The following is a 22,088-nucleotide window of genomic DNA, read 5'->3' as shown; positions in this document are numbered from 1 at the left end:
AAGAATCAAATTAAAATTGTATATTAAAGGAGTTTAAAAGTAATTACGCCCAATATGTGTGTTATACCTTCTTTATTCCCAAGTGGCAACAATACTTGCCTCATTTTAACACTTTCACTTTCTTCCTCTTCATTGATCGGGCATTTACTCTCTATTACAGTATCAAGTTTATCAATAACTGCATCTATTTTATATAGTCGCAAAAATGGTGCATCAATTGCATACTTATTATCAATGCGCGTCTTTTTCTCAAAACCATAGAATTCAACAGCCTTTTCTCCTGCATTTTCACAAATATAACCTTGATCCTTGACTTCAATGACAAAACAATGCTGCCATGATTCCATTATTTCTGCAGTGTCTATTTCATGCCTTTCTGGCCAATCTCTGTCTGATCCTTTTATGTCATTCCAGTGTTGAGTCACCACATTTGCTATTCTTTTTTCTTTGCCTACATAAATTTCCATTCCAATTTCCACATATAAAACACAGATATGAGGTAAATTTATCGTGAATATATTGATTTTTTCTTACCACAAGGTGCATGTCACTAGAAGTTCTGAGATCTAGAGAGTGGTATTGATTTTATTTCCATTACAACTTATTATTTATAGATAACCTCAATAAAAACGATGAAGCTAAACGAAATCAGAGAAAGATTTATAAAATTTTTTGTAAATAATGACCACGAGCAGGTTTCTTCTTCTCCTTTGATTCCAGAACATGACCCAACGCTCATGTTCACAAATGCTGGTATGGTGCAGTTTAAAAATATTTTTACTGGTGCTCAAAAAACTGAAATGAAACGTGCTGTCTCAAGTCAAAAGTGCCTAAGAGCAGGCGGTAAACACAATGATCTGGAAAATGTTGGCTATACAACTCGGCATCACACATTTTTTGAAATGCTCGGAAATTTTAGCTTCGGTGATTACTTTAAGGAAACTGCGATAGAATTTGCGTGGGAATTTATCACTAAAGAGTTATCTCTTGATAAAAACAGACTATCCATAACCGTCTACCATACTGATGATGAGGCGTACGAGATTTGGCGTAAGATAAGTGGCTTTTCAAGTGATAAAATCATAAGAATTACAACGGATGATAACTTTTGGAGTATGGGAAGCACTGGTCCGTGCGGTCCATGTTCTGAAATTTTTTATGACCATGGGAGTCCTAATTTACAAGAGGGCGATAGAATTGTTGAAATCTGGAATCTGGTATTCATGGAGTTTAACAAAGATGAAGAAGGTAATTTACACAAATTGCCAAAAAAATGCATCGATACTGGAATGGGCCTTGAAAGAATAGCGGCTGTTATGCAAAACGTCCATGATAACTATGATATTGATCTATTTTCTGCTCTGATAAGTAAATCACAAGAGTACTGTGGAAGAACGGAAAATAAAATAGCGCATAAGATCATAGCAGATCATCTTCGCGCGGCTGCATTTCTCATCGCAGAAGGAGTGCTTCCTGGAAATGAGGGCAGGAATTACGTATTACGCAGATTAATTAGGAGAGCCACACGTTATATTCACCTGCTTGGATATAATGATTCCCTACTCCATCGTATTTTTCCAGTGTTGATAGATAGCACGAGTTCGGCTTATATGGGAGCTGAATTAGTCAGAGCTAAAAGCTTAATAGAAACGACGTTAAAATCAGAGGAAGAAAACTTTAAAGACACTTTGATGAAAGGTATCAATCTCCTGGAGAAATTCACTACAGATTTAAAACCGGGCGATACTTTGCCTGGAGAATCAGCATTTAAGCTATATGACACCTACGGATTTCCTTTGGATATTACACTTGATATTTTAAAAGAGAAAAAAATAAATTTTGACCAAAAGGGTTTTGATGATGCAATGGGAGAACAAAAAGAGAGAGCACGTGCTAAATGGGCTGGATCTGGTGAAAAATCTGTTGAGCAAGTATGGTTTGATTTGATCAATAAATTTGGCAAAACAAAATTTGTTGGTTATGAGTTCAATGAAGTAAGTGATGCGAAAATACTAGCTATAGTTTCCTCTAAAAATGAAGTAATTGATTCTGCAAAGGAGGGAGAAAAGATAACCATTATACTTGATAAAACACCTTTTTATGGCGAGTCAGGTGGACAAGTGGGAGATACTGGCAATCTGATCAAATCTGATAGAAGTATTATTATAGTCGAGAATACCAATAAGGTTAATGACCTATATTTGCACAGATGCATAGTTAAGTTCGGTTCAATTTGTAAAGGTAACACAGTTGCAGCAAGCATTGACAAGGAAAGAAGGCAAACCTTAAGAAGAAATCATTCAGCTACACATCTTCTGCACTTTACACTCAGAAAAATTCTAGGTGATCATGTCACTCAAAAAGGTTCCCTAGTTGCACCGGATAAGTTACGATTTGACTTTAGTCATAACACTCAAGTTACTCAGGATCAGCTATTCTTAGTAGAAGATATGGTAAACTCTCTAATCAGAGAAAACCTTTCTACGTCTACAAAAATTCAGAGCATGAATCAGGCAATAGACGAAGGAGCTATGGCGTTATTCGGCGAAAAATATAGCGATCAAGTAAGAGTAGTGAAGATTGGAGATTCAAGGGAACTGTGTGGTGGCACACACGTTGAACATACTGGAGAAATTGGTTTGTTTAAGATAGTAACAGAGAGTTCTGTTGCTTTTGGAGTGAGGAGAATTGAAGCTTTAACTGGTCAGGAAGCAATCAATTATGTACGTGATAATGAAATTAACTTAAAAAAAGTTGCAGAATTCGTAAAAGCGCCAGTGAGTGAAATAACAAGCAGATTAAGTATTTTAAGTCAAGAACACAAAAAATCCGAAACCAAAATAAAAAACCTATATAAAAAGCTTGTGAGTGCAGAGAATATAAAAAGCACCGAAATAAATGGAATAAATTTTATAAGCCACACTTTCACTGATATTCCAGCAAATGTAATAAGAGAGTTTGTTTTGCAGCAACAAAAACCAAAAACGGTAATAGCTTTTACGGCAACAGAAAAAGATAAAACAGTCTTGATTATTAAAGTAAGTAAAGACTTAATCAATAAGATTAGCGCAAAAGAACTAATATCCATAGCAGTTAAAAAGAACTGTGGTGGGAATGCTGAACTTGCACAAACAGGCTGTGATAGCAATAAAATAGATGATGCCATTACAGCCATTTATAGCAAAATAACAGCTTCTAAGCACTCTACGTCATACCACCACGAACCGTCATACCGCCGCGGCGCTAACAAGCAGCGGGATACTTAACCATCGTCTACACCGTCATACCGCGATTCATTCGCGGTATCTCTTAGCCGCTAACAAGAGATCCCGCTAACAAGCAGCGGGATGACGAATTACTATGCCGCCGCGAACCGTCATACCGCGATTCATTCGCGGTATCTCTTAGCATAGATCCCGCTACCTGTTAGCGGGATGACGGTTGTCAGGCTAGCTGTCATCCAAGTAGCTCGACTACTTGGATCCAGGAAAAAGAATGGTGTCATGAAAGTAGCTGACACTGATTCCTTTATGATGGTGTCATCCCAGTGCCCAGACACTGGGATGGCTTTGTTGCATCGCTCAAGTGAAAAGAACTGGCAGTTACTGACAAAATTCATTATAAATAGCGATTTAACTGTTGAAGAAAAAATATGCCACAAAAAATGAGGGTCAGTAACCATAGCGAATATAACAAATTTCTAGAAAAAAGAGGAAATATTTTTCATTATATCAACGAAGCCATAGAAAAGTGGTACGAGAATGGTCCAAAAATACCAGGTGGCAACAATATTTATAGCGATAAAGTTGTAATTTTGGTGCACATAATAACTTGTTTATTTAGAATAGGCCTGAGGCAAACAGTTGGGTTTATAGCAGGATACCTTGAGCAAATTGGGAAAAATTTGCAAGTTATCAGCTATTCACAATCATCAAGAAGGTTTAAGAAACTCAATATTAAGATCAATGATTGCAGAATTGATAAAAATAATATGGAAGATATCGAAATTGCTATAGACAGTACAGGAATTAGTATATACAACAACACTCCTGGTCATAGCAAAGAAAATAGCGAAGATAGAAAGTATCGCAGCTATGAACAGACAAGAAAATTGCATGTAATGTTGAATACAAACAGCAAAAAAGCCATAGCTGTAAAATACAGTAACGGTGTCTACTCTGATCACTATGGAGCTTGTGATTTGCTAAAAGAAGTCGATTTTCAGTATGTCATAAAAGTACTATATGCAGATAGGGCATATGACAGAGAAAAGCTCTATAAGCTGTGTAATCAATATGGTATAAAAACGAAAATTCCTCCGAAAAACAACGCAGCAGAGCATCCAAAGTTAGACTATATGGCTGAGAGAAATTCTGCAGTCAAGCTCATAAAGTCATATGATGAAGATGGTATAAAGAAGTGGAAAAAAGAGATGAGTTATGGAAAAAGATCTTATATAGAAGGTTTTTTCTCGCGATTAAAAAAGACATTTGGGTTTAGTTTTAGGAGCAAATCTGAAATTAATCGTGAGAAGGAACTGCTACTCAAGTGTTATTTGCTTAACAAATTTACTGAAATAGGCATGGCTAAGTTTGAGATAGCTTCATGAATTTATTGTACGTTACCTACTATCCGAAGAGCGATGCAACAAAGCCATCCCAGTGTCACGCACTGGGATGACATCATCCTTTTTTTTGGATTCCAGCGTCACGCGCTGGAATGACACCTCTCTTGGGCTCTCTTAGCTATAAATATTAAGGAATTTACCAAACGAAAAAAAAGGCAAAAGAAGCCCCGTGGTTGGCTAATTACTTACATTATACTTTCAAGTATGGCGTTTTTTTATTCTAAACGCTTAATAACCGCGATTTAGTTGCTTTTAAGCCGCAACTAATCTAAATTATAAACATTAAGAAATTTACTAAACAGAAAAAAAGGCAAAAGAAACCCTAGGGTAGCTAGTTATTCACTATCCATTTTTTAAATCGGCGTTTTTTGATGTTTTAAATGCTTTATAAGCGCATTTCAGCTTATATTAGGTAAAAACCTAGAAATTTTATAAAGACATAAGGTGCACATAGTGCAAAAAATTAAACATGGGACGCCAGATACGTGAGTTTTTTTGTCATTTAATCTGTACAGAGAAGATAAATAAATAGCTTCAGTTTCATGATAAGGGAGCTGGCGAAGGGTGTCAAGTAAGTTTTTTCGTTTCTATTTCCAATAAAAGTTTGTTATATGGTTATGCAAGAAGTCTATTTAATAGCGCTTTCTATGAGAGAAATCGTATTATCCATTCCATAAAGCTTTATGAAAGATCCCATTCTTGGACCGGTTTTTTGGCCAAGTAACGTTTCATATAATAGCTGAAACCAGTCACGTAAGTTAGTGTAATCATATTTTTTTCCAATAGAAAATACCTGAGATTGAATTTCTTCAGCAGTAGCAGTTATAGATAGAGAATGTAAAGTGTCCTTCAAATCTAGTAACGCTTCTTTCTCTTTTTCATTTGGAGTTTTATATGATTTTGTTGGCTTGATAAAATCGTGATAATACTTTACTGCAAAGTCTGAAAGTCTATCAAGCATTTTATTATTTTCTGGTGTAACGTTTGGTACATAAGAGGATATAAAACCCCATAGGATCTCTTTGTTTTCAGCATTACAAGCTGCTGCTAGGTTTAAAAGTAGTGAGAAATTTATGCCTGAAGTTTCTATACTGGGAACATTGCCCTGGTGAATGTGCCAAGCAGGATTATTTATATCCTTTTCTTTGTTCTCATGATAACGCTTTACAAATTCTAAATATTCATCAGTTGATTTTGGTATCACATCAAAATATAAACGTTTAGCTTTTTTAGGACTCTGAAAAATGTACAATGCTAAGCTCTCTGTTGGTGCGTAAGTTAGCCACTCTTCAATTGAAATGCCATTTCCTTTTGATTTTGATATTTTCTTTCCTTCTTTATCAAGGAAAAGCTCGTAGCAAAACAGAAGTGGTGGCTTTTCTCCAAGTATTTCACATATTTGACTTGAAAGCACAGCAGATGGAGTTAAATCTTTTCCGTGAGCTTCGTAATTTACTCCAAATGCGGCCCACCTCATTCCCCAATCAGGTTTCCATTGCAGTTTACATTTTCCTTTTGTCACTGGAACTTCTATTTTTTCCCCGTTTGGGTCTTCATATGTGATTGTTCCTTTCTCTGTATTTGTTTCAATTACTGGAACTTGTAAAACTTGAGAAGTTTTTGGGCATATTGGCAAGAATGGACTATAAGTCTGCTGTCTTTCTTCCCGAAATGATGGAAGCATTACGTCCATCACTTTATCATAATTTTTCAGTAAGAGTAAAAGTTTTTCATCGTAAACGCCAGATTTATAACACTCTGTTGCACTCCTGAACTCGTATTCAAATTCAAACATATCAAGAAATTTACACAACAATGAATTCATATGATGACCATAACTCTGATGAGTGCCAAATGGATCAGGTATCATAGTCAATGGTTTATTTAAGTGCTCTCTTAGCATCTCTTGATTTGGCACATTATCTGGTATTTTTCGCAAACCATCCATATCATCTGAAACTGCAATGATTTTGGTTTTTATACCAGGAGCTATTTTTTTTAATGCATTTACAATAACTGTAGTGCGGAAAACCTCTCCAAAGGTTCCTATGTGGGGTAAACCAGAGGGTCCATAACCAGTTTCAAATATTATTTCTTTTTTATTAGGAAACTCTTGCAATATTTTTTCTGCTTCTTGAAATGGCCAACTTGTCATTATCGGGATTAAATAATGTATCTTAACTTAAAGTGCTACTAGTTTCAATGGATTTTTAATATAATGATATAGTATTAGTGTTAGAGCTATTATTAGAAGGTTAAAGATATGTCCACAGGTAGTATACAAACAGATCAATTATTTAAAGGTCTTACAAGACCTGCAATGCTCTTTGGTGTGAGTTATATGTTTGCAATATTAAACGTCCTGATTTGCATGCTAATTTTCATTAATTCAAATGATTTAAGAGTGATTCTCTTAATGTTACCAGGTATGCATGGACTTGGTTATATAGCTTCTGCAAAAGAACCGTTGTTTATTGAATTATTTATGGTAAAATTGGGAAAGTGCTCGAAATGTTTAAATCGTTTTTACCATGGAGCCAATTCTTATGATATTGCTTAACGTTGTGTGATGCTGAGGTTTAGGGCTATTCAATCAAAGAATAAATCTACTCTGAACAGGGAAGTTCACGCTGCTGAATTTATTCCTTATTCTTGCTATTGGAATAGCACAACCTTGATGACAAAAGAAAATTGGTTGGTTAAGGTTATAAAATTAAGTGGTTTTGCATTTGAAACTGCCGATGACGAGGATTTAGTCATACAGAACAACATCAGGAATCAGATGCTAAGAAGCATTTCATCTCCGGCATTTAGTTTGTATTTTCATACTATCAGACGTAAGAAAAATATTTTTTCTGATGAATTTGCAAGTCAAGGTTTGCCGAATTTTTTCGCTAATCACGTAAATCTAAAATGGAGAGAAAAACACGCAACAAGGCAATCATTTATTAATGACCTATACATTACGATTATCCGTAGAGCGGACACAAAAGGAGTAGAATTTTTGTCACATCTACTAAAAAAATTCGGACATGTAACTTCAAAACATGCTTGGGAAAGTGATATACGTGCCACGTATGAAGATTTAGAGGAAACGACAAATCGTGTAGTGACAAGCCTTAGAAATTATTCGCCTAAAATTCTTGGAGTAAAAGAAACTCCAGATGGTTTGTTCTGCGAAATAATGGAGTTTCTATCTAGAATCGTAAATTGTGGCTTCGTTACAAATACGCTTTTTCCGCTAAGAACTGAAATATCAAGATACTTACCAGTACATAGGTTATTCTTTGGCCGTAAGATGATACAGGTTGTGACTCATAATGAGAGTAAATATGCTGGAATAATTAGTATCAAAGAATATGGAAATCATACTTCTGCAGGAATGCTTGATTCGTTTTTACAACTTCCTTACGAGTTTATAATTACGCAATCTTTTCAATTTATAAACAGGCAAATGGCGATTGGAAAAATGCAGATACAGCAAAATCGAATGATACAGTCTGCAGATAAAGCTATTTCTCAAATAGCAGAAATTTCTCAAGCGCTTGATGACGCAATGAGTGGTAAGATTGCGTTTGGTCAACATCACCTGACTATTTTATGTATAGAAAAAAGTCCTAAATCATTGGATAACGCTCTGTCGTTGGTAGAATCAGAGCTTTCTAATTGCGGTGTTTACCCTATACGTGAGAGAGTTAACCTTGAACCAGCATTTTGGGCGCAAATTCCTGGTAATTTCGATTATATAGTGAGAAAAGCTACAATAAGTAGTCTTAATTTGGCTGGATTTGCATCTCAACATAATTATCCTACTGGTAATAAATTCAATAACCACTGGGGAGATGCCGTTACAGTTTTTGACACGACATCTGGTACTCCATTTTTTTTCAACTTTCATATAAGGGATGTTGGACACACTATGATAATTGGCCCAACTGGTGCTGGTAAAACTGTTTTAATGAATTTCCTGTGTGCCCAAGCGATGAAGTTTTCTCCAAGGATATTCTTTTTTGATAAAGATCGCGGTGCAGAGATTTTCTTAAGAGCACTTAGTGGTATCTATACTGTAATAGAACCAAGAACTAAAACAAATTTTAATCCTTTACAACTTGATGATACCTCTGATAATAGAACATTTTTAATGGAGTGGATAAAGTCTTTAATTTCGGTATATAATGATAAATTTACTTCAGAAGATATTGCACGAATTAATGATGCAATTGAAGGAAATTTTAAATTAAGAAAAGAAGACAGATTCTTGAGAAACCTCGTACCGTTTTTAGGGCTTGCAGGTCCTGATACTCTAGCTGGGGCAATATCTATGTGGCATGATAATGGTTCTCATGCTGCAATATTTGACAATAAAGAAGATTTGCTAGATTTTTCACGAGCAAGAGTATTTGGTTTTGAGATGGCTAGCTTGCTCAAAGATCCTGTTGCTCTTGGACCGGTCTTGATTTATTTATTTCATAGGATTAGTATATCTCTTGATGGCACTCCATCTATTATCGTTCTTGATGAGGCATGGGCGTTAATAGATAATCCAGTTTTTGCACCCAAGATAAAAGACTGGTTGAAGGTACTGAGAAAACTAAATGCTTTTGTGATTTTTGCTACTCAGAGTGTTGAGGATGCAAGTAAAAGTACTATTAGCGATACGCTTGTACAACAAACAGCGACACAGATTTTTTTACCAAATCTGAAAGCTACTAGTGTCTATCGGGATGTTTTTATGTTAACTGAACGTGAATATATATTAATTAAGCACACAGATCCGAGTACTAGATTCTTTTTGGTGAAACAAGGAGTCAATGCTGTAGTAGCTAGAATAGACTTAAAAGGCCTGGATGATATAATCAACGTATTATCCGGACGTGCAGAAAGTGTTCTATTGTTACACGATATATTAAATGAAGTTGGGGACAACCCAAAAGTATGGTTGCCTATATTTTATCAGAAGGTAAAAAATGTTTAAGACTAAGCTGTCATTGCTATTAATTGCGATATTTTTACTAAATATAGACTTTTTACTCTCATATCCAGTGCTTGCAGATGGAGTAAGTGGTACTGACAAGACAGAATTTGTTAGCAGATTTAATTCCACTGGCAGTTTTAGTCGTGCCTCTAATCCTGATTGTGGAGCGTTTAAAACAGCTGCAGCACTTGCTGGAATAGCGATTGCTGTTGGCGCAATATTTACTGGCATTGTTTTGATCGTTTCTTCTGCTGGTTTGTTTACCGCTCTTGTTATTGTTGGAATGATAGCTGCAATTGTTGGAGTCTGGAAAGCGATAGGAGGGCTTGTTGTTTGTGAACATAGTTTTGTTAAACACCCAGTTGCACGTGATCATGATGGAAAATACAAAAATTTTAAATTAGAAGACACAGGTTATAGTGGCTGCACCAATGAAAATTACCAAACAGAAGAGGAATATTTTTCTTGTTTGCAAAATAAAGCTCGGGAAGACGTGAACAAAAAAGATTATGACGGGAAAAGAGCAGAAAAAGAAGCCTTAAATTCTAACGTTCAGGAGAGTACAGAGAGTTATTACTGGCCAAAAAACGGTGTGCAATACAGTGAATATATAGAAGTATGTCATCGAAACCCTTTAACTTTTGGTAATCTTTTTAACAAGAAAGACTTTGATTTCAGAAAAGAAACTGGATACATAGATTTTGATGTCAGGGAGAAAGATACTGGATATGTAGATGGGTCATGGTCCCCGAAGGTTGATGGTGAGCTGAAATGTAAAGTTCTCAAAGCAGGACAGAGCGAACCCATACATGGAGCTACATTTAAAGCAGTAAGAAAAATGGGCAGATTATGTGTGGAGTTAGCAAGTGTGAAAATGCTTGGTATCGAAATGACTCCTTGGCCGCAAGGGGTTGATATGGGGTGCACGGAATTGCCACCTGACCCACTTGCTCCTATGTGTGAAAAATCTGTGATGATATTCAAAAATAAAGATGGTACAGGAGAGGAAAAAGTTCCTATTGGTAATAATGATGACTATAAAACTATTATCAGATCTAAAGAAAAAAGACTCAACGGACAAGGGGGGAAAATTTTTGTAGGTTATGATAATGCTGGCTGTTTTAGCTCGTATGTTTCTGAAGCTTGTTATAACCAGGCAGGGAGTAAATCATTAGCTCCTATTCCCGTAACTTCTATGATAGTGCAATGCATTAAGGAATCGTTAGATAATTTAGTTGCAGGTAAAGGTGCACCAAATGGTGAGAGTTTTATATCTGTAGCACAGAAAAGGCTGAAAAACACTGTAACTGCTGTTTTAGTTTTAGCTTTAATACTGTTCTCTATAAAAGCCATGTCTGGTGGAGTTCAGAGGCCTCAAGAAATGTATATGTTGATCATAAAATTCGCTTTAGTGATTTACTTCACAACAGGCAGTACCATGTCTCATTATTATGGAGAATTAACTCGTCTCTCAAATGGTTTGTCAGAGATAGTGCTAAAAGCATCATCTGAAAGTAAAGGCATATGTAATTATAAAGCAGGTACAGATTATGAATATACTCGTGCAGGAAAGAGGGTATCTTACAGTTATCTTGCACCTTGGGATAGGCTTGATTGTAGAATTTTATTTTATTTAGGTGCCCCTTTAGATGGAATTGGTGGCAAAATTGGTACTGGAGGTGTTGCAACGTTAGCAGTCTTGCTTGGTGCTGCTCCTGTCTTATTAGTTGCAGGTTCGGTAATCGGTATTATTTTTGCTGGTGGACAAATTTTAGTAGCTCTTGTCTGTATATTTATGGCCGTTCTGATGATGATGGTTATTTTGTGGCTGTGCTATGTATTTATTTTATCTCTAGTTGCTTTAAGTGTAATCATCATTTTATCACCTTTGTTCATTCCTATGGTTTTATTCCAACACACCAAAGGATATTTTGAAGGCTGGGTGAAAGAGTTGATTACCTATAGCTTATACCCGGTTATCCTTTTTGCGTTTTTGTCCTTTATGTTCATAGCATGTGATAAAATCTATTTTAAAAATTTAAATTTTGAACTGGACGAGTCATATAAAAATGAACAACCGGACAAGTCATATGAAAAGAAACAAGCAGAAATCTCATATAGTAAGAAAAAACAGTGGTTTAAATTGAAAAATGGGGAATGTGATAAAAATGAAACTACTCTTGCATGTATGATGCAAAATTATAGCTTTAAAAAGAGCAGCATACTTGGTCTATTCGACTTTACATACATGGAGTTTGGCAGCTCTCTCATCGGAGAATTATTAAAATTGTGTTTAGTATTATTCCTCTTTTACCACTTTTTAAACATTCTTCCTGGCATGGCTGCTGAACTTGCTGGTAACCATAGAGCAGCACTTGGCTCAGGTCAGACACCTGGACAAATGGTGGGCAAAGCTTTATCTGCTGCCAAAGCTGCTGCTGGGGGTGTTGCTGGAGTTGCTGGTGCTGCTGCTAAGAAGTTGAGTGGTGGAGACAAGAGTAAATCTCGAGGTTCTGGTTCTAGTAGCTCCGAGAGTGTTAACAAAAGCACTGAATGAGTTGGATTTATGCTAAAATTTTTGCTGATAATACCGTTTTTTTTTCTGTCAGGCTGCGGGGAACATCACTGTATTAAGCCAGAAAATTTATCAGGTTTGCGTGAAAAACTAGATATAGTGTCAACAGAGCAGAAGTGGGTTGATTCCGGTGTTAATATCTCAGATAGAATAAGAGTAACAGAGATTGGTATAGTGCCTAGTAAGGTTAATTTTTGCCCTAAGCAGTATGAAGATTTTGCAATTGGGCCTGGGGAAAATAGCGTTACATTACCATTTGCACTTAAGGAAGGCGATACGATAAGCTTTAGTGTTATTGGAAGTAAAGTGTGTAAAGATAAAGAGAGTGAGACAAAAATCAGGTATGTGAAAATTGATGAAAAGTGCAGCGAACAAGAAACGGAACATTTTGCACATGTTTTAAATCGAGAAGGATGTCAGGGTGAAATATGTCCTAATAAATATATAATAGGCGATGCGCAATGGTTGAATGGAAAAGAGTACTGGGATTCAGATTTTTCGCAGTTAAGTCAAGATACAAACATTATTAATTCTATAAAACAAGGAGAAAGTGTAAACTGCAGTGAGCTTTCAAGTGATCAGAAAAACAAAACAGATACGCGCATTTTGAATTTACTCTGCGGACGTATATGTAAATTTCCTTCCGACAGCGGAAACAAAGGTTGCGCATACATTGAATACAATAGTATAGAAGGTGAGATATTCAATGCTTTAAATTCTAGTGGTGAATCTGTTATTGCTGAAACTATTAGTAACGTATTAAAGGAAAAACAGGTAAAAACTGACATTACACTATTACGTGTTCACATGGATGGTGAAGATTTTGAACACATTCCAACAGGTGGCATATGCACTAACTGTGATTATAAGATAGAAAAATACCATCGAACACCAAGTTTAACTTTTAGTTTATGTAGTAGAAATGACGAGCACTGCTATGATAGAAATGACAAAGGTGGTTTCAACATAAGAGTAGCGAAGAACCACAGTCTGGAGAATAGTTTGTATATAAGCGTCTCTGACAAACTTCCTGAGCATAAGCCTGGTGAAAACCAAGCGGATATATCTGTAGATATCAGCAAAGTTCATGATACTGAGTACATGGAAGGCTTAAAGGAAAAGTTAAAAGAAAAAAAAGGCACCATATATTATGGAATAAGAGACCATGGCTGCGATTACAAAAATGAAGGTCAGTTTAGTATTAACCTAACAACTAAAGAGCCACCTACAAAAACTTTTAGTGCAATATATAATTTCTTTGATGAAAAAGTGAAAACTGCATTTTTCGGCTCTAATTATAAAGACCCTAACGCAATTCACTCTGATACTAGTCCTGTGAAGTCTCTTTACGAAAGTTTTATAAAATCAAGCAGAACAAATACCATTAGATCTACTATAATATCACTATTAGTACTATATATAATCTTATATACTCTTTATTACTTTTTTGGATTAACTCATATTTCTATATATGAGTTTTTAATTATATGCGTAAAGATAGGAATCATCGCCCAGCTATTGCAGGATAATAGCTGGGACTTTTTTTATAACAACGCATTCTCTATATTTATTAACACTCCAAAACAACTAATAGAAATAGCAAATTTTAGAGGCACTACTTCAAATGTTTTTGAGTTTCTTGATTTGCCGCTCAATAGGTTCTTGTCATCGCATTCAGTATTGTTAATAGTATCTCTTATATTTTCTGGCCCTTTGGGCATTGTATCTTTTTGCTTGGTGATTTGGGGTTTAATCACAGTGAGCTTATCTATTTTTAATGCCTTATTTTCTTTTATTACATCTATAGCAATAGTTGCGTTATTACTTTCTTTAGCACCTATTTTTATTATTTGTCTTTTATTTGCGTATACTAGGCAGATGTTTCAAAACTGGGTTAAAAATTTAGCAAGATTTGCAATTCATCCAGTGGTCCTTTTAATTTTTATATCACTGATAAGTCAGGTTATGGATTATATTGTGTATTCAGTATTTGATTTTGAGGTCTGCTCTACATGTATACTTAATATTAACCTAAAGATTTTTAACCCTTGTATTTTTTATGGTTATGCTTCCAAATATACACCTAATATTACCGCTATGATGGCTTTTGTTATTTTGGGACACGCTATGAAAGCTTTAGTTGAAGCTTCTTCGGCAATATCTGACTCGTTGTTTGGTGCTTATGTAGCAAGCGAACCTGGAAGACAGTATCAACAAAGCTTAATGGGAACAGTAGGGTTAGATGAACAAAGCGTTCAAAGAAGAGAAAGAGGAGATGCCTCTCAACAGTCAGGTACGTCAAGACCTCAAATACCACAAGGGACTCAAAGGTCAACGCCTCAGATACCACAAGGAAGACAGCAATGATAAGTAAAAGATCACTATTGTTGATACTGTGTCTTGCAATCACTGGTTGTAATATGGATTGTGTCGAGCCTGGGTTGCAGAGCAAAAACACCAGCGTTAATGTGGATGTTCCAGTTCGTAAAGCCGATAAAATTCATTGGGTTGATTCTGGTCAGGTAATTAGTCAGGGTGAGAAAATCAAATTCACCCTCGATGGATCAGTAAATTTTTGCCCTTTTAAAGAAGACAAAAATCCAAGGAAAGTACTTGTGCCAGCTAGCTTTTGTGCTGATGGCTCAGAACCAAATTATAGTAAGGCTGCGGATATTAATAGTGTACCTAACAATTATGGTGTTAATGAAAGTAAAAACGAACTATGTGGTGGCAAAGGATTTGGCAGCAATAGACGTTATGTGGACACTGGAATTAAAGTAAATCCTGGTGACAAGTTAAGCTTCAGCTTAGTTCCCAGAAAAATAACAATTGATTACGACAATCCAGAAGGGAAAGGCATCAATTTTGATGACAATTGTTATAAAGCTGTAGAAAATGACCGTAAGGAAACTGTATATAAGAAAGCTACAGTGAGTGAAGTACATCAGGGGGGAGAGTTTTTTTATGATGGTAAAGATGGTACAAAAAATAAAATACAATTTTTACCTCTTGATAAAACAAAAGCAAAGGAAAGTAAAGTGCTAGTTGGCAATGGGTATACCCCATATGATAATAAGGTGCATTTTAATAAAGGTTATATTCAAGACAACGAACCATGGGTATATGGTTCACTACTTGATTTACGCCGCGCTAAAATAGGATTGAACGAGTTATGTGATGGAAAAAACTGTAGTCTTGATGAGAGAAAAAAGTACTCCTCCTATGAGCTTAACTGTTACCATCAAAATATATGCTATACTGAGAAGGGTATATGGAACTATGGTTTAGGTCAAGCAGGAGAACGGAACTGTGTCTCCTCTATAAGGTATAAGAAGTACGATAAAGGAAATAAATGTGATATGTATTCTTATCTAGAAAAAATGGAAGGGAATGTTAAAGCAGGTAGTTTTACTGAAGATGATAAATCTTGGGCTGAGGCTCTTGTTGCAAAAATAAGCGATCCAGGTGATGCAAGTATTTCTGAAGGCAAGCGTAATGATATGAAGGGCGATGCTAAAGGTATTCAATGTCTTCCAAAAAGAGGAGGAGCAGGAAAGGAGAAAAATGATAAACTAGTATGCTCAAAAATCAGTGATAATTTTGAAGATTTTTCCTTAAAATTAAATCATGACTATCCAATAGGAAGTGTAACACCTGGTAGCAGTGTGATGCTTGCCATTGCAGATTATGGTCACTATGGAGCTAATAGAGGTGGGTACCATGTTAAAGTGACTAGATCATGTGAATATATTAATGGCGAAAAATTATATGTATATTTAGGTGATGAGCCACCTAAAGATTTGCATGGTGTGGGAACTAATGATTTTAAAGTGGTAGGAGTGAGAGAAAGAGTAAACGGAAAAGATGAGTACACCATATTAGATGTAATAAGCGGAGAACACTTTCAGAACGAAGAATCTAAGAAGATATATTTCGGCATCAATGTAAGCAACGTAGAGAGAGATGACATTACAGATAAAAATGGCAAATATTATGAAAATAATAAGTACACAGTAACTTTATTTGTTAAAAGAAAAATTAATGATTTTATTTCATCGAATGTAAACGGGGTATTTAAACTTATAAAAGAAGAAGTAATTGGGGACAGCGTTAAAGATTCATACAAAGGATATGCAAGAGGTCTTCTTCAAGGGGTAAGAGCTTTGCTTACTCTATACGTTATATTTACTGTCGTTGGCTATATGCTTGGAACAATACAGCTAAGTAAATTTGATTTCATTGTAAGAATGTTCAAGATAGCATTTATAGCTTTTGCCTTTAGCGATAGAAGCTGGGAACTTTTTGGTACAACTTTATCCAGACTTTTTATAGATGGTAGCACTTATTTGGTTGATAGCTTTTCTGGCTATATAGGGGAAGGGGGGAGAAAATTTGCATTCTTAGACTTGACAGCAGGAGTATTATTCACAGCAGAAACTTGGTTAAAGTTTTTATCATTGATGCTCTCTGGTCCTTTTGGCTTTATTGCATTTTTGGCAATACTCTACGCTACTTTTATGTTCTTAAAATGCATTATTAGCGCTACGTTTAAATATGTAATATCTACTGTTCTAGTGGCGTTTTTACTGTCATTAACACCTTTATTTATCGTATTTATTCTATTTCAAAAGACTAAACCCTTGTTTGATAATTGGATAAAAACGTTGGCTCATGTTTCATTAGAACCAGTCATTTTATTTTCATTTTTATCTCTTTTAAATCAGTTGATGTATTCAGTTTTATATAACCTCACAAATTTTTCTGCATGCTATCAATGTTTAATTAGCGTAAATTTCTTATCGTATGATCTGTGCTTGATGAAATCAATACTGCCTCTTGGATACAGTCCTGGCACTAGCGTTGATGTTGCACTCAGTACCGGAGAAAGGGCTGGTGGACACTTTGCAGCATTACCTATAGACCTAATCCAGGCGTTTATATACCTCATTATTGCCGGTGCAATGGAAGCTTTTGTTTCTATATCGGAAACTATGGTACAAACACTATTTAGCTCTGGTTATGGAGTTACTGGCGGTGTTGGTACAGTTGCTAAGAGCGCATCGCAAGCTATGCTGTCAACCGTTGGCCTTGATGATAAGACCCAAAGTATGATACAGAGTATCAAGCAGAAAATGAGTAAAGATCGGGGAAAAATTGAGGCTAAATTACCTAACACGCCAAAGCAACCAGACAAAAAAGAAGATTCTAAAGGAAGTTCTGATAAAACAACGAGTGATAGACCTAAAACATTAAAACAATCAGATCAGCAAAAAAATTCTGATGAAACAATAAGAAGTGATCCTAGTGCTAAAGCTAAAAACAAGGAAGAAAATGGAGAGAAGTAAGATATAAATGATATTATGGAGTAACTAATTAAAAAGATATTTTAAGTAAAGTTTTAGAAATTTATTCTGTATTTGGAAAAAGTTTAGATATGCAATCACGTTTAGGCAAATGTTGGTTTAGGGTATTACTTCTTGCAGCTTATGTGCTGATCACAGGTTGTAGTAAAAACGATATGCCTTTTCCAAGGTGTATATCTGCTGACTATTTTGGTCCTAAACCTATTGCAGTAAGCGCTCATTTTTCAAGCGACCACGATGCGTTTATTCCAGGAGATGGAGAAGTTATTGATCCTGAAACTGGCGAAATTAATTATGGTTTTCACCATAACCAAGTGGTGAAGTGGGAGGATACCGGACTCGAAACCAATGGAGATAGTTTAAAAGTGCGAGTTAATGGTGCATGGACATCTTGGAGTAATAATAACAAGAAGGAATCTAAAAAAGGCAGTTATACCTTACAAAGCTTGGAGCAGTTAAAATATGCAACTAAATTTGAAGGTAAACAAAGTGATAATAGTTTACCTAATTTTCACTTAGTTTGTAATGATTATAAACCTAGCATACAAAAATTTTCAAGTAAGCCTAATGCAAGTTGCACTGTAAATTGCAAGTGCATTAATGAAGATGATAGTGCAAATACAGTATCACGTGGTGCTCCATGTTGGTTTACCAACGGTCATGGTGCTTATCTTTTGTTTCAAACGGGGAAAGATGATCCTAACGAAAATCTAAAGTTAATGCGCGATCCTCAATATCCTACTGTACATCTAGGTTATAACTCCACAGCAGAGGGCGACAATGGATTTTTTACTTTAGACAGAGATAACACTAAATTAAAGGACAGAAATTGTAATGAGTTGAAGTTAAAAAAGGGATGGAAAATATATGTAAAAATATTAGATAGATATTACTTAGATAATGTAGGTGGCTACTCTTTTGAGTTCTTAAGTGGAGTGCAGCAGCCAAGTAGTTTTGGGTTTTTTGATTATATTTATAACTATCTAAAATGTGTATTATTGATTAACAAAAATTGTGAAGAGCATTTTAACAGTAACGATCCTGCAGCTGCACAAGCTATGTTCGAAAATATAGCTGAAAAAAGTACGAGCTTTCACAATTTTGTTCTTTCCTTGCTTGTTCTATTTGTAATGATTTCATCGCTTCTTTATCTTTTTGGCATGATACAAGAGACTAAGCATGATATGCTCATCAGAATGATGAAAATCACTCTAGTAATAGTGCTTATATCTCCTGGAAGTTTTAGATTTTTCTATGATCATTTTCTTGTTTTATTCGTTAAAGGTCTTGAACAATTGATAAGTATAATTACTAACTTTGCTCCCAACATGAACACCGGAAGTATTGCTCAAGGAGATGAAGCTAAGTTGTTTAGCTTCATGGAGGACATGTTCAATAAGTTTTTTGCTTATTCTGTTTGGAAAAAGTTTGCAGCGTTTTTGCATTACCAAATGTGGGCAAGCCTTCTGATGATACCGGCAATTTTCATAGGGATAGTTTTATATTTCTTGCTGTGCTTATATGCTTACATAATATTCCTCTCTGGTTTTATGGGTATAGCTTTTCTTATAGCTATCATGCCGCTGTTCCTAATCTCTATTTTATTCTCACCACTGAAAAGTCTATTTGAAGGTTGGATAAAATTCTGCATCAGCTTTTGTTTGCAGTCGATTATGATATTTGCTCTCTTGTCATTACTGGCTTCCATTATAATGAATACCTTTTATAGACAACTAGGTTTTACTGTATGCTACAATAAATGGTTCGAGGTAAGGTTATGTGCTCCAAAATGGGTGTTTGGTGGTTTTTGTATCATTGATAAACAGTATTTTGGTTGGACCCCAGGGCAAATTTTTGTACCTTACACTCTTGGAGAAGCTTCTCCACTTAACATAGATAAAAATATAGAAGGTATAGAAAAACTAAGCAGAGAAGGTGGTACAATAAAATTTACTGGCGGCGCTGGATATATCCCTCTTCCACCTGATTACATTGAAAAAGGGTTTCGTTATATAGATTATCCTTTCTTTAACCCAATTCCTGGTACTGAGAAGAATCCAGCAGACCACTATATTGCAGAAAGTGATATGATAGTGAAGAATGACTGTAGAGCAAAAGATCTAGTACGCTTAACAAATAGTTTATCATATGCATCAGAAAAAGCTGATATTCTACTGTTGATCAACAATATAGACAAAAAGATAGGTGGTATGAATAGTAAAATAACAGAGCTTTACTGTCGATCTCAGCAAGATGAAGCAAAGTGTAAAAATTATAGGAAAATAGTGGATGACTACAGAAAAGGTACCATAAGACCAGATCTCAAAAGAGAGATAAAGTCTTTGGTGCAAAGAGTATTAGAACAACAAGGTTGTGGAAGACTGAAACTTCATGATTTATATAAGGATCCCAACAGTGAATACTGTAAGAAATGTAAAGATTGTGAGGATTGCAAAGATTATCGAGAAAATAGTGATTACCAAAGGGTGCAAGACATACAGAGAGGTTATTTAATCAATGCAGGGGAAATCTTTGTATTATTCTTGCTTTCATTTTTAATGTTCTCCTTACGCACGTTCGTACAACAAATGGGCTCAAGTATCGCTGGTGGTGGATTCAGCGTTTACAATATATCTAGTATGTATTCTAAGCATTCTCCAAGCGCTACTGCACATGGCGACCCAGATGCGTCTTTTGTAAGTCAAATCTTATATTTTGGCAAATCAGCAGTGCAAGATAAAATTGGTGGAGGGTTAGAGTCTTTAGGCAGTTGGGCTACTCATTTACCGGATAGATTAGCTGGAGGTGCAGCTAATCTGCTGGGGAGAGTACCAAGAGTTGGAGGAGTGCTGAAATACGCTATTGATGTGCCACGTAAATTTGTAGGTGCTACTATTGAAGCAACAAAATTTGCAACATCACCTAAAAATGACGTTGATAAACTTGAGGAAAAAATCTACAGGGCATTTGGAGTTGATAAGGAAGATATTACGCATAGAAGGATCGGTAAATATTTAGAATATTACAAAGGATATGTAGGATCACATTTGGGCTATACAATAGAAGATGCTATGAAATTTACTTGGGAGCATGGCCTTGACTCTATAGGAAAGCATGGCTATGATCATAACCTACTCTATAGAGCAAAAGAATATAGGCGAGATTTCTTAGAGAAGCTTCATGATTACACTATCGGCCGTAAGAGAGAACCAGAAAAAGACAATCCTGATCAATCAAATAAGGTAGAACGAGAGTTAGGCACGGAACTAGTAAGAGATAACCATGATCAGCCACTAGAAGAAGGCGACCCTCTTCGACTACGAGGGGGAGGTCAGCCAGATAAGGTAGTACGAGAACTAAGCACAGAACAAGAAGACAAGCCTAATCAACTACAGCATGATCAGCCAACAGAAGAAGATAAGCCTGATCAATCAAATGAAGTGACACGAAATTTAGGCACGGAACCAAAAGGCCCAGATGAAATTGATGATTTTGGATCTGCTTTTGAAGGTATGGAAAAACGTGCTGAAAGAGAAGGCAGAAGAAATCAAGATAAAGTTTACAACCTCTCACCACTTTTTGAAATGAACACTCCAGAAGCTGTAGAAAAACGTGCTGAAAGAGCTAGAAGAAAAGAAGAAAGAGATCGAAAAGACGAAGTTTATAATCTTAAGCCTTTATTTAAAGAACCAAAAAATCCAGAAGAGTACGTTAAGGCACTTTTTGGAATGAATACCCAGGAAGCTATAAAAAAACGTGCTGAAAGAGAGGAAAAAAGAAATCGAGAAGACAGTAAAAGGAAATTACCGGAACCAATGAGGAAACCAGATGCAAAAGGAGATGAGAAGAGGATTGAAGATGAAGACTAATAAAAATTTCAAAGGCCTTGATTATTATAAATTGCAGCAAGACAAAGATGGCAACATAAAGTTAAATGACTACGACGACATTTTAAATGCGCGTAGGGCAAGGGTAGACTTGTTGCGGGATAACACATCACTTGACAAGGATGTCAATTTTGCTAAATTGAATAAAGCTTTGAGTGAGAAATTTGTAGATAATCATAGTTTATTGTCTGAATTTGATAAGGAAGACAAAGAGATTGTACAAGAAAGGATTAAGGTGTTTAGTATTTTAGAAAGTCTTGAAGACCTTAAAAGCGTGAAAAGTGAAGATCTGTTAGAGGTTAGCTTACTGCTGTCAGATCTTAGCTTCATAGAGAGAAATGTTGTACTAAATACCGATCAGAATTCTGATCTAGCAGGATTTAAAAACCTATTTATTGAAAAAAAAGCATCTGGTGAAGAGTATAGTGAAGAAGAATGTAGAGGCTTTCTTGATAATATAGATAAAATCAATACTATAATTAAGTTAGAGTTAGAAAGCAGAATTGAAGGGCTAAATCATGATGAAAAAAATGATCATGATGATTTACAAGATGAGATTGGTCAAGCAATTAATGCAGCAGGCAAATCAGAAAAAGATAACTGATGAGTCTTGTGTTTGTGTTTTTCTTACAAGCGACTCGATAGCTTCTCTCTATTAAAC

At 35.6% G+C, this 22,088-nt stretch carries 12 protein-coding genes; 10 read left to right on the top strand and 2 right to left on the bottom strand.

Annotated elements, in window-relative coordinates; genetic code table 11:
* Nucleotides 1-23: 23 nt before the first annotated feature.
* The gene (locus OPR21_RS01625; protein ID WP_010962890.1) at nt 24-467 is read right to left on the bottom strand and encodes a PAS domain-containing protein; all 444 of its coding nucleotides are present in this window, start codon (nt 465-467) and stop codon (nt 24-26) included.
* Nucleotides 468-632: 165 nt separating this feature from the next.
* Here OPR21_RS01625 and alaS point away from each other — a divergent pair, with 165 nt between their 5' ends.
* The 3 genes from alaS to OPR21_RS01610 all read left to right on the top strand — a co-directional run bounded on the left by alaS (nt 633) and on the right by OPR21_RS01610 (nt 4,609).
* Complete coding sequence (gene alaS, locus OPR21_RS01620; protein ID WP_265030071.1) at nt 633-3,266, top strand: alanine--tRNA ligase; 2,634 nt, start codon at nt 633-635, stop codon at nt 3,264-3,266.
* Between the two features lie 168 nt (nt 3,267-3,434).
* Nucleotides 3,435-3,668, top strand: a complete 234-nt coding sequence (locus OPR21_RS01615; RefSeq protein WP_265030070.1) for a hypothetical protein — start codon at nt 3,435-3,437, stop codon at nt 3,666-3,668.
* Nucleotides 3,653-4,609 carry an IS5 family transposase gene (locus OPR21_RS01610; RefSeq protein WP_265029893.1) on the top strand — a complete coding sequence of 319 codons (957 nt, stop codon included), beginning with the start codon at nt 3,653-3,655 and terminating at the stop codon, nt 4,607-4,609. The genes OPR21_RS01615 and OPR21_RS01610 overlap by 16 nt, the downstream gene beginning before the upstream one ends.
* Before the next feature lie 646 nt (nt 4,610-5,255).
* Here the strand turns inward: OPR21_RS01610 and OPR21_RS01605 are convergent.
* Complete coding sequence (locus OPR21_RS01605) at nt 5,256-6,782, bottom strand: lysine--tRNA ligase (RefSeq protein ID WP_265030069.1); 1,527 nt, start codon at nt 6,780-6,782, stop codon at nt 5,256-5,258.
* Between the two features lie 108 nt (nt 6,783-6,890).
* On the opposite strand from OPR21_RS01605, the gene OPR21_RS01600 reads away from it, so the two are divergent.
* The 7 genes from OPR21_RS01600 (at nt 6,891) to OPR21_RS01570 (ending at nt 22,031) form a co-directional block, all read left to right on the top strand.
* Nucleotides 6,891-7,187, top strand: coding sequence for a type IV secretion system protein VirB3 (locus tag OPR21_RS01600; protein ID WP_006279216.1), 297 nt, complete (start codon nt 6,891-6,893; stop codon nt 7,185-7,187).
* A 9-nt stretch (nt 7,188-7,196) separates the two neighbouring features.
* Nucleotides 7,197-9,602 carry a VirB4 family type IV secretion/conjugal transfer ATPase gene (locus tag OPR21_RS01595; RefSeq protein WP_010962886.1) on the top strand — a complete coding sequence of 802 codons (2,406 nt, stop codon included), beginning with the start codon at nt 7,197-7,199 and terminating at the stop codon, nt 9,600-9,602.
* Nucleotides 9,595-12,159, top strand: a complete 2,565-nt coding sequence (locus tag OPR21_RS01590) for a TrbL/VirB6 family protein (protein ID WP_077188209.1) — start codon at nt 9,595-9,597, stop codon at nt 12,157-12,159. Before OPR21_RS01595 ends, OPR21_RS01590 begins: the two co-directional genes overlap by 8 nt.
* A gap of 9 nt (nt 12,160-12,168) precedes the next feature.
* A complete protein-coding gene (locus OPR21_RS01585; protein ID WP_265030068.1) occupies nt 12,169-14,544 on the top strand; it encodes a TrbL/VirB6 family protein in 2,376 nt (791 codons plus the stop codon).
* Nucleotides 14,541-17,522: a TrbL/VirB6 family protein gene (locus tag OPR21_RS01580; protein WP_265030066.1), complete on the top strand. Its 2,982-nt coding sequence runs from the start codon at nt 14,541-14,543 to the stop codon at nt 17,520-17,522. Before OPR21_RS01585 ends, OPR21_RS01580 begins: the two co-directional genes overlap by 4 nt.
* Before the next feature lie 89 nt (nt 17,523-17,611).
* On the top strand, nt 17,612-21,409 hold the full coding sequence (locus OPR21_RS01575; RefSeq protein ID WP_265030064.1) for a TrbL/VirB6 family protein: 3,798 nt from the start codon (nt 17,612-17,614) through the stop codon (nt 21,407-21,409).
* On the top strand, nt 21,399-22,031 hold the full coding sequence (locus tag OPR21_RS01570; protein ID WP_010082417.1) for a WD_0853 family protein: 633 nt from the start codon (nt 21,399-21,401) through the stop codon (nt 22,029-22,031). Before OPR21_RS01575 ends, OPR21_RS01570 begins: the two co-directional genes overlap by 11 nt.
* Nucleotides 22,032-22,088: the final 57 nt, after the last annotated feature.

This window comes from Wolbachia endosymbiont (group A) of Philonthus cognatus (assembly GCF_947251755.1).
Lineage (GTDB): Bacteria > Pseudomonadota > Alphaproteobacteria > Rickettsiales > Anaplasmataceae > Wolbachia > Wolbachia pipientis.
The sequence above is the reverse complement of the archived record's forward strand: the minus strand, read 5'-3'. Positions and strand labels throughout refer to the sequence as shown.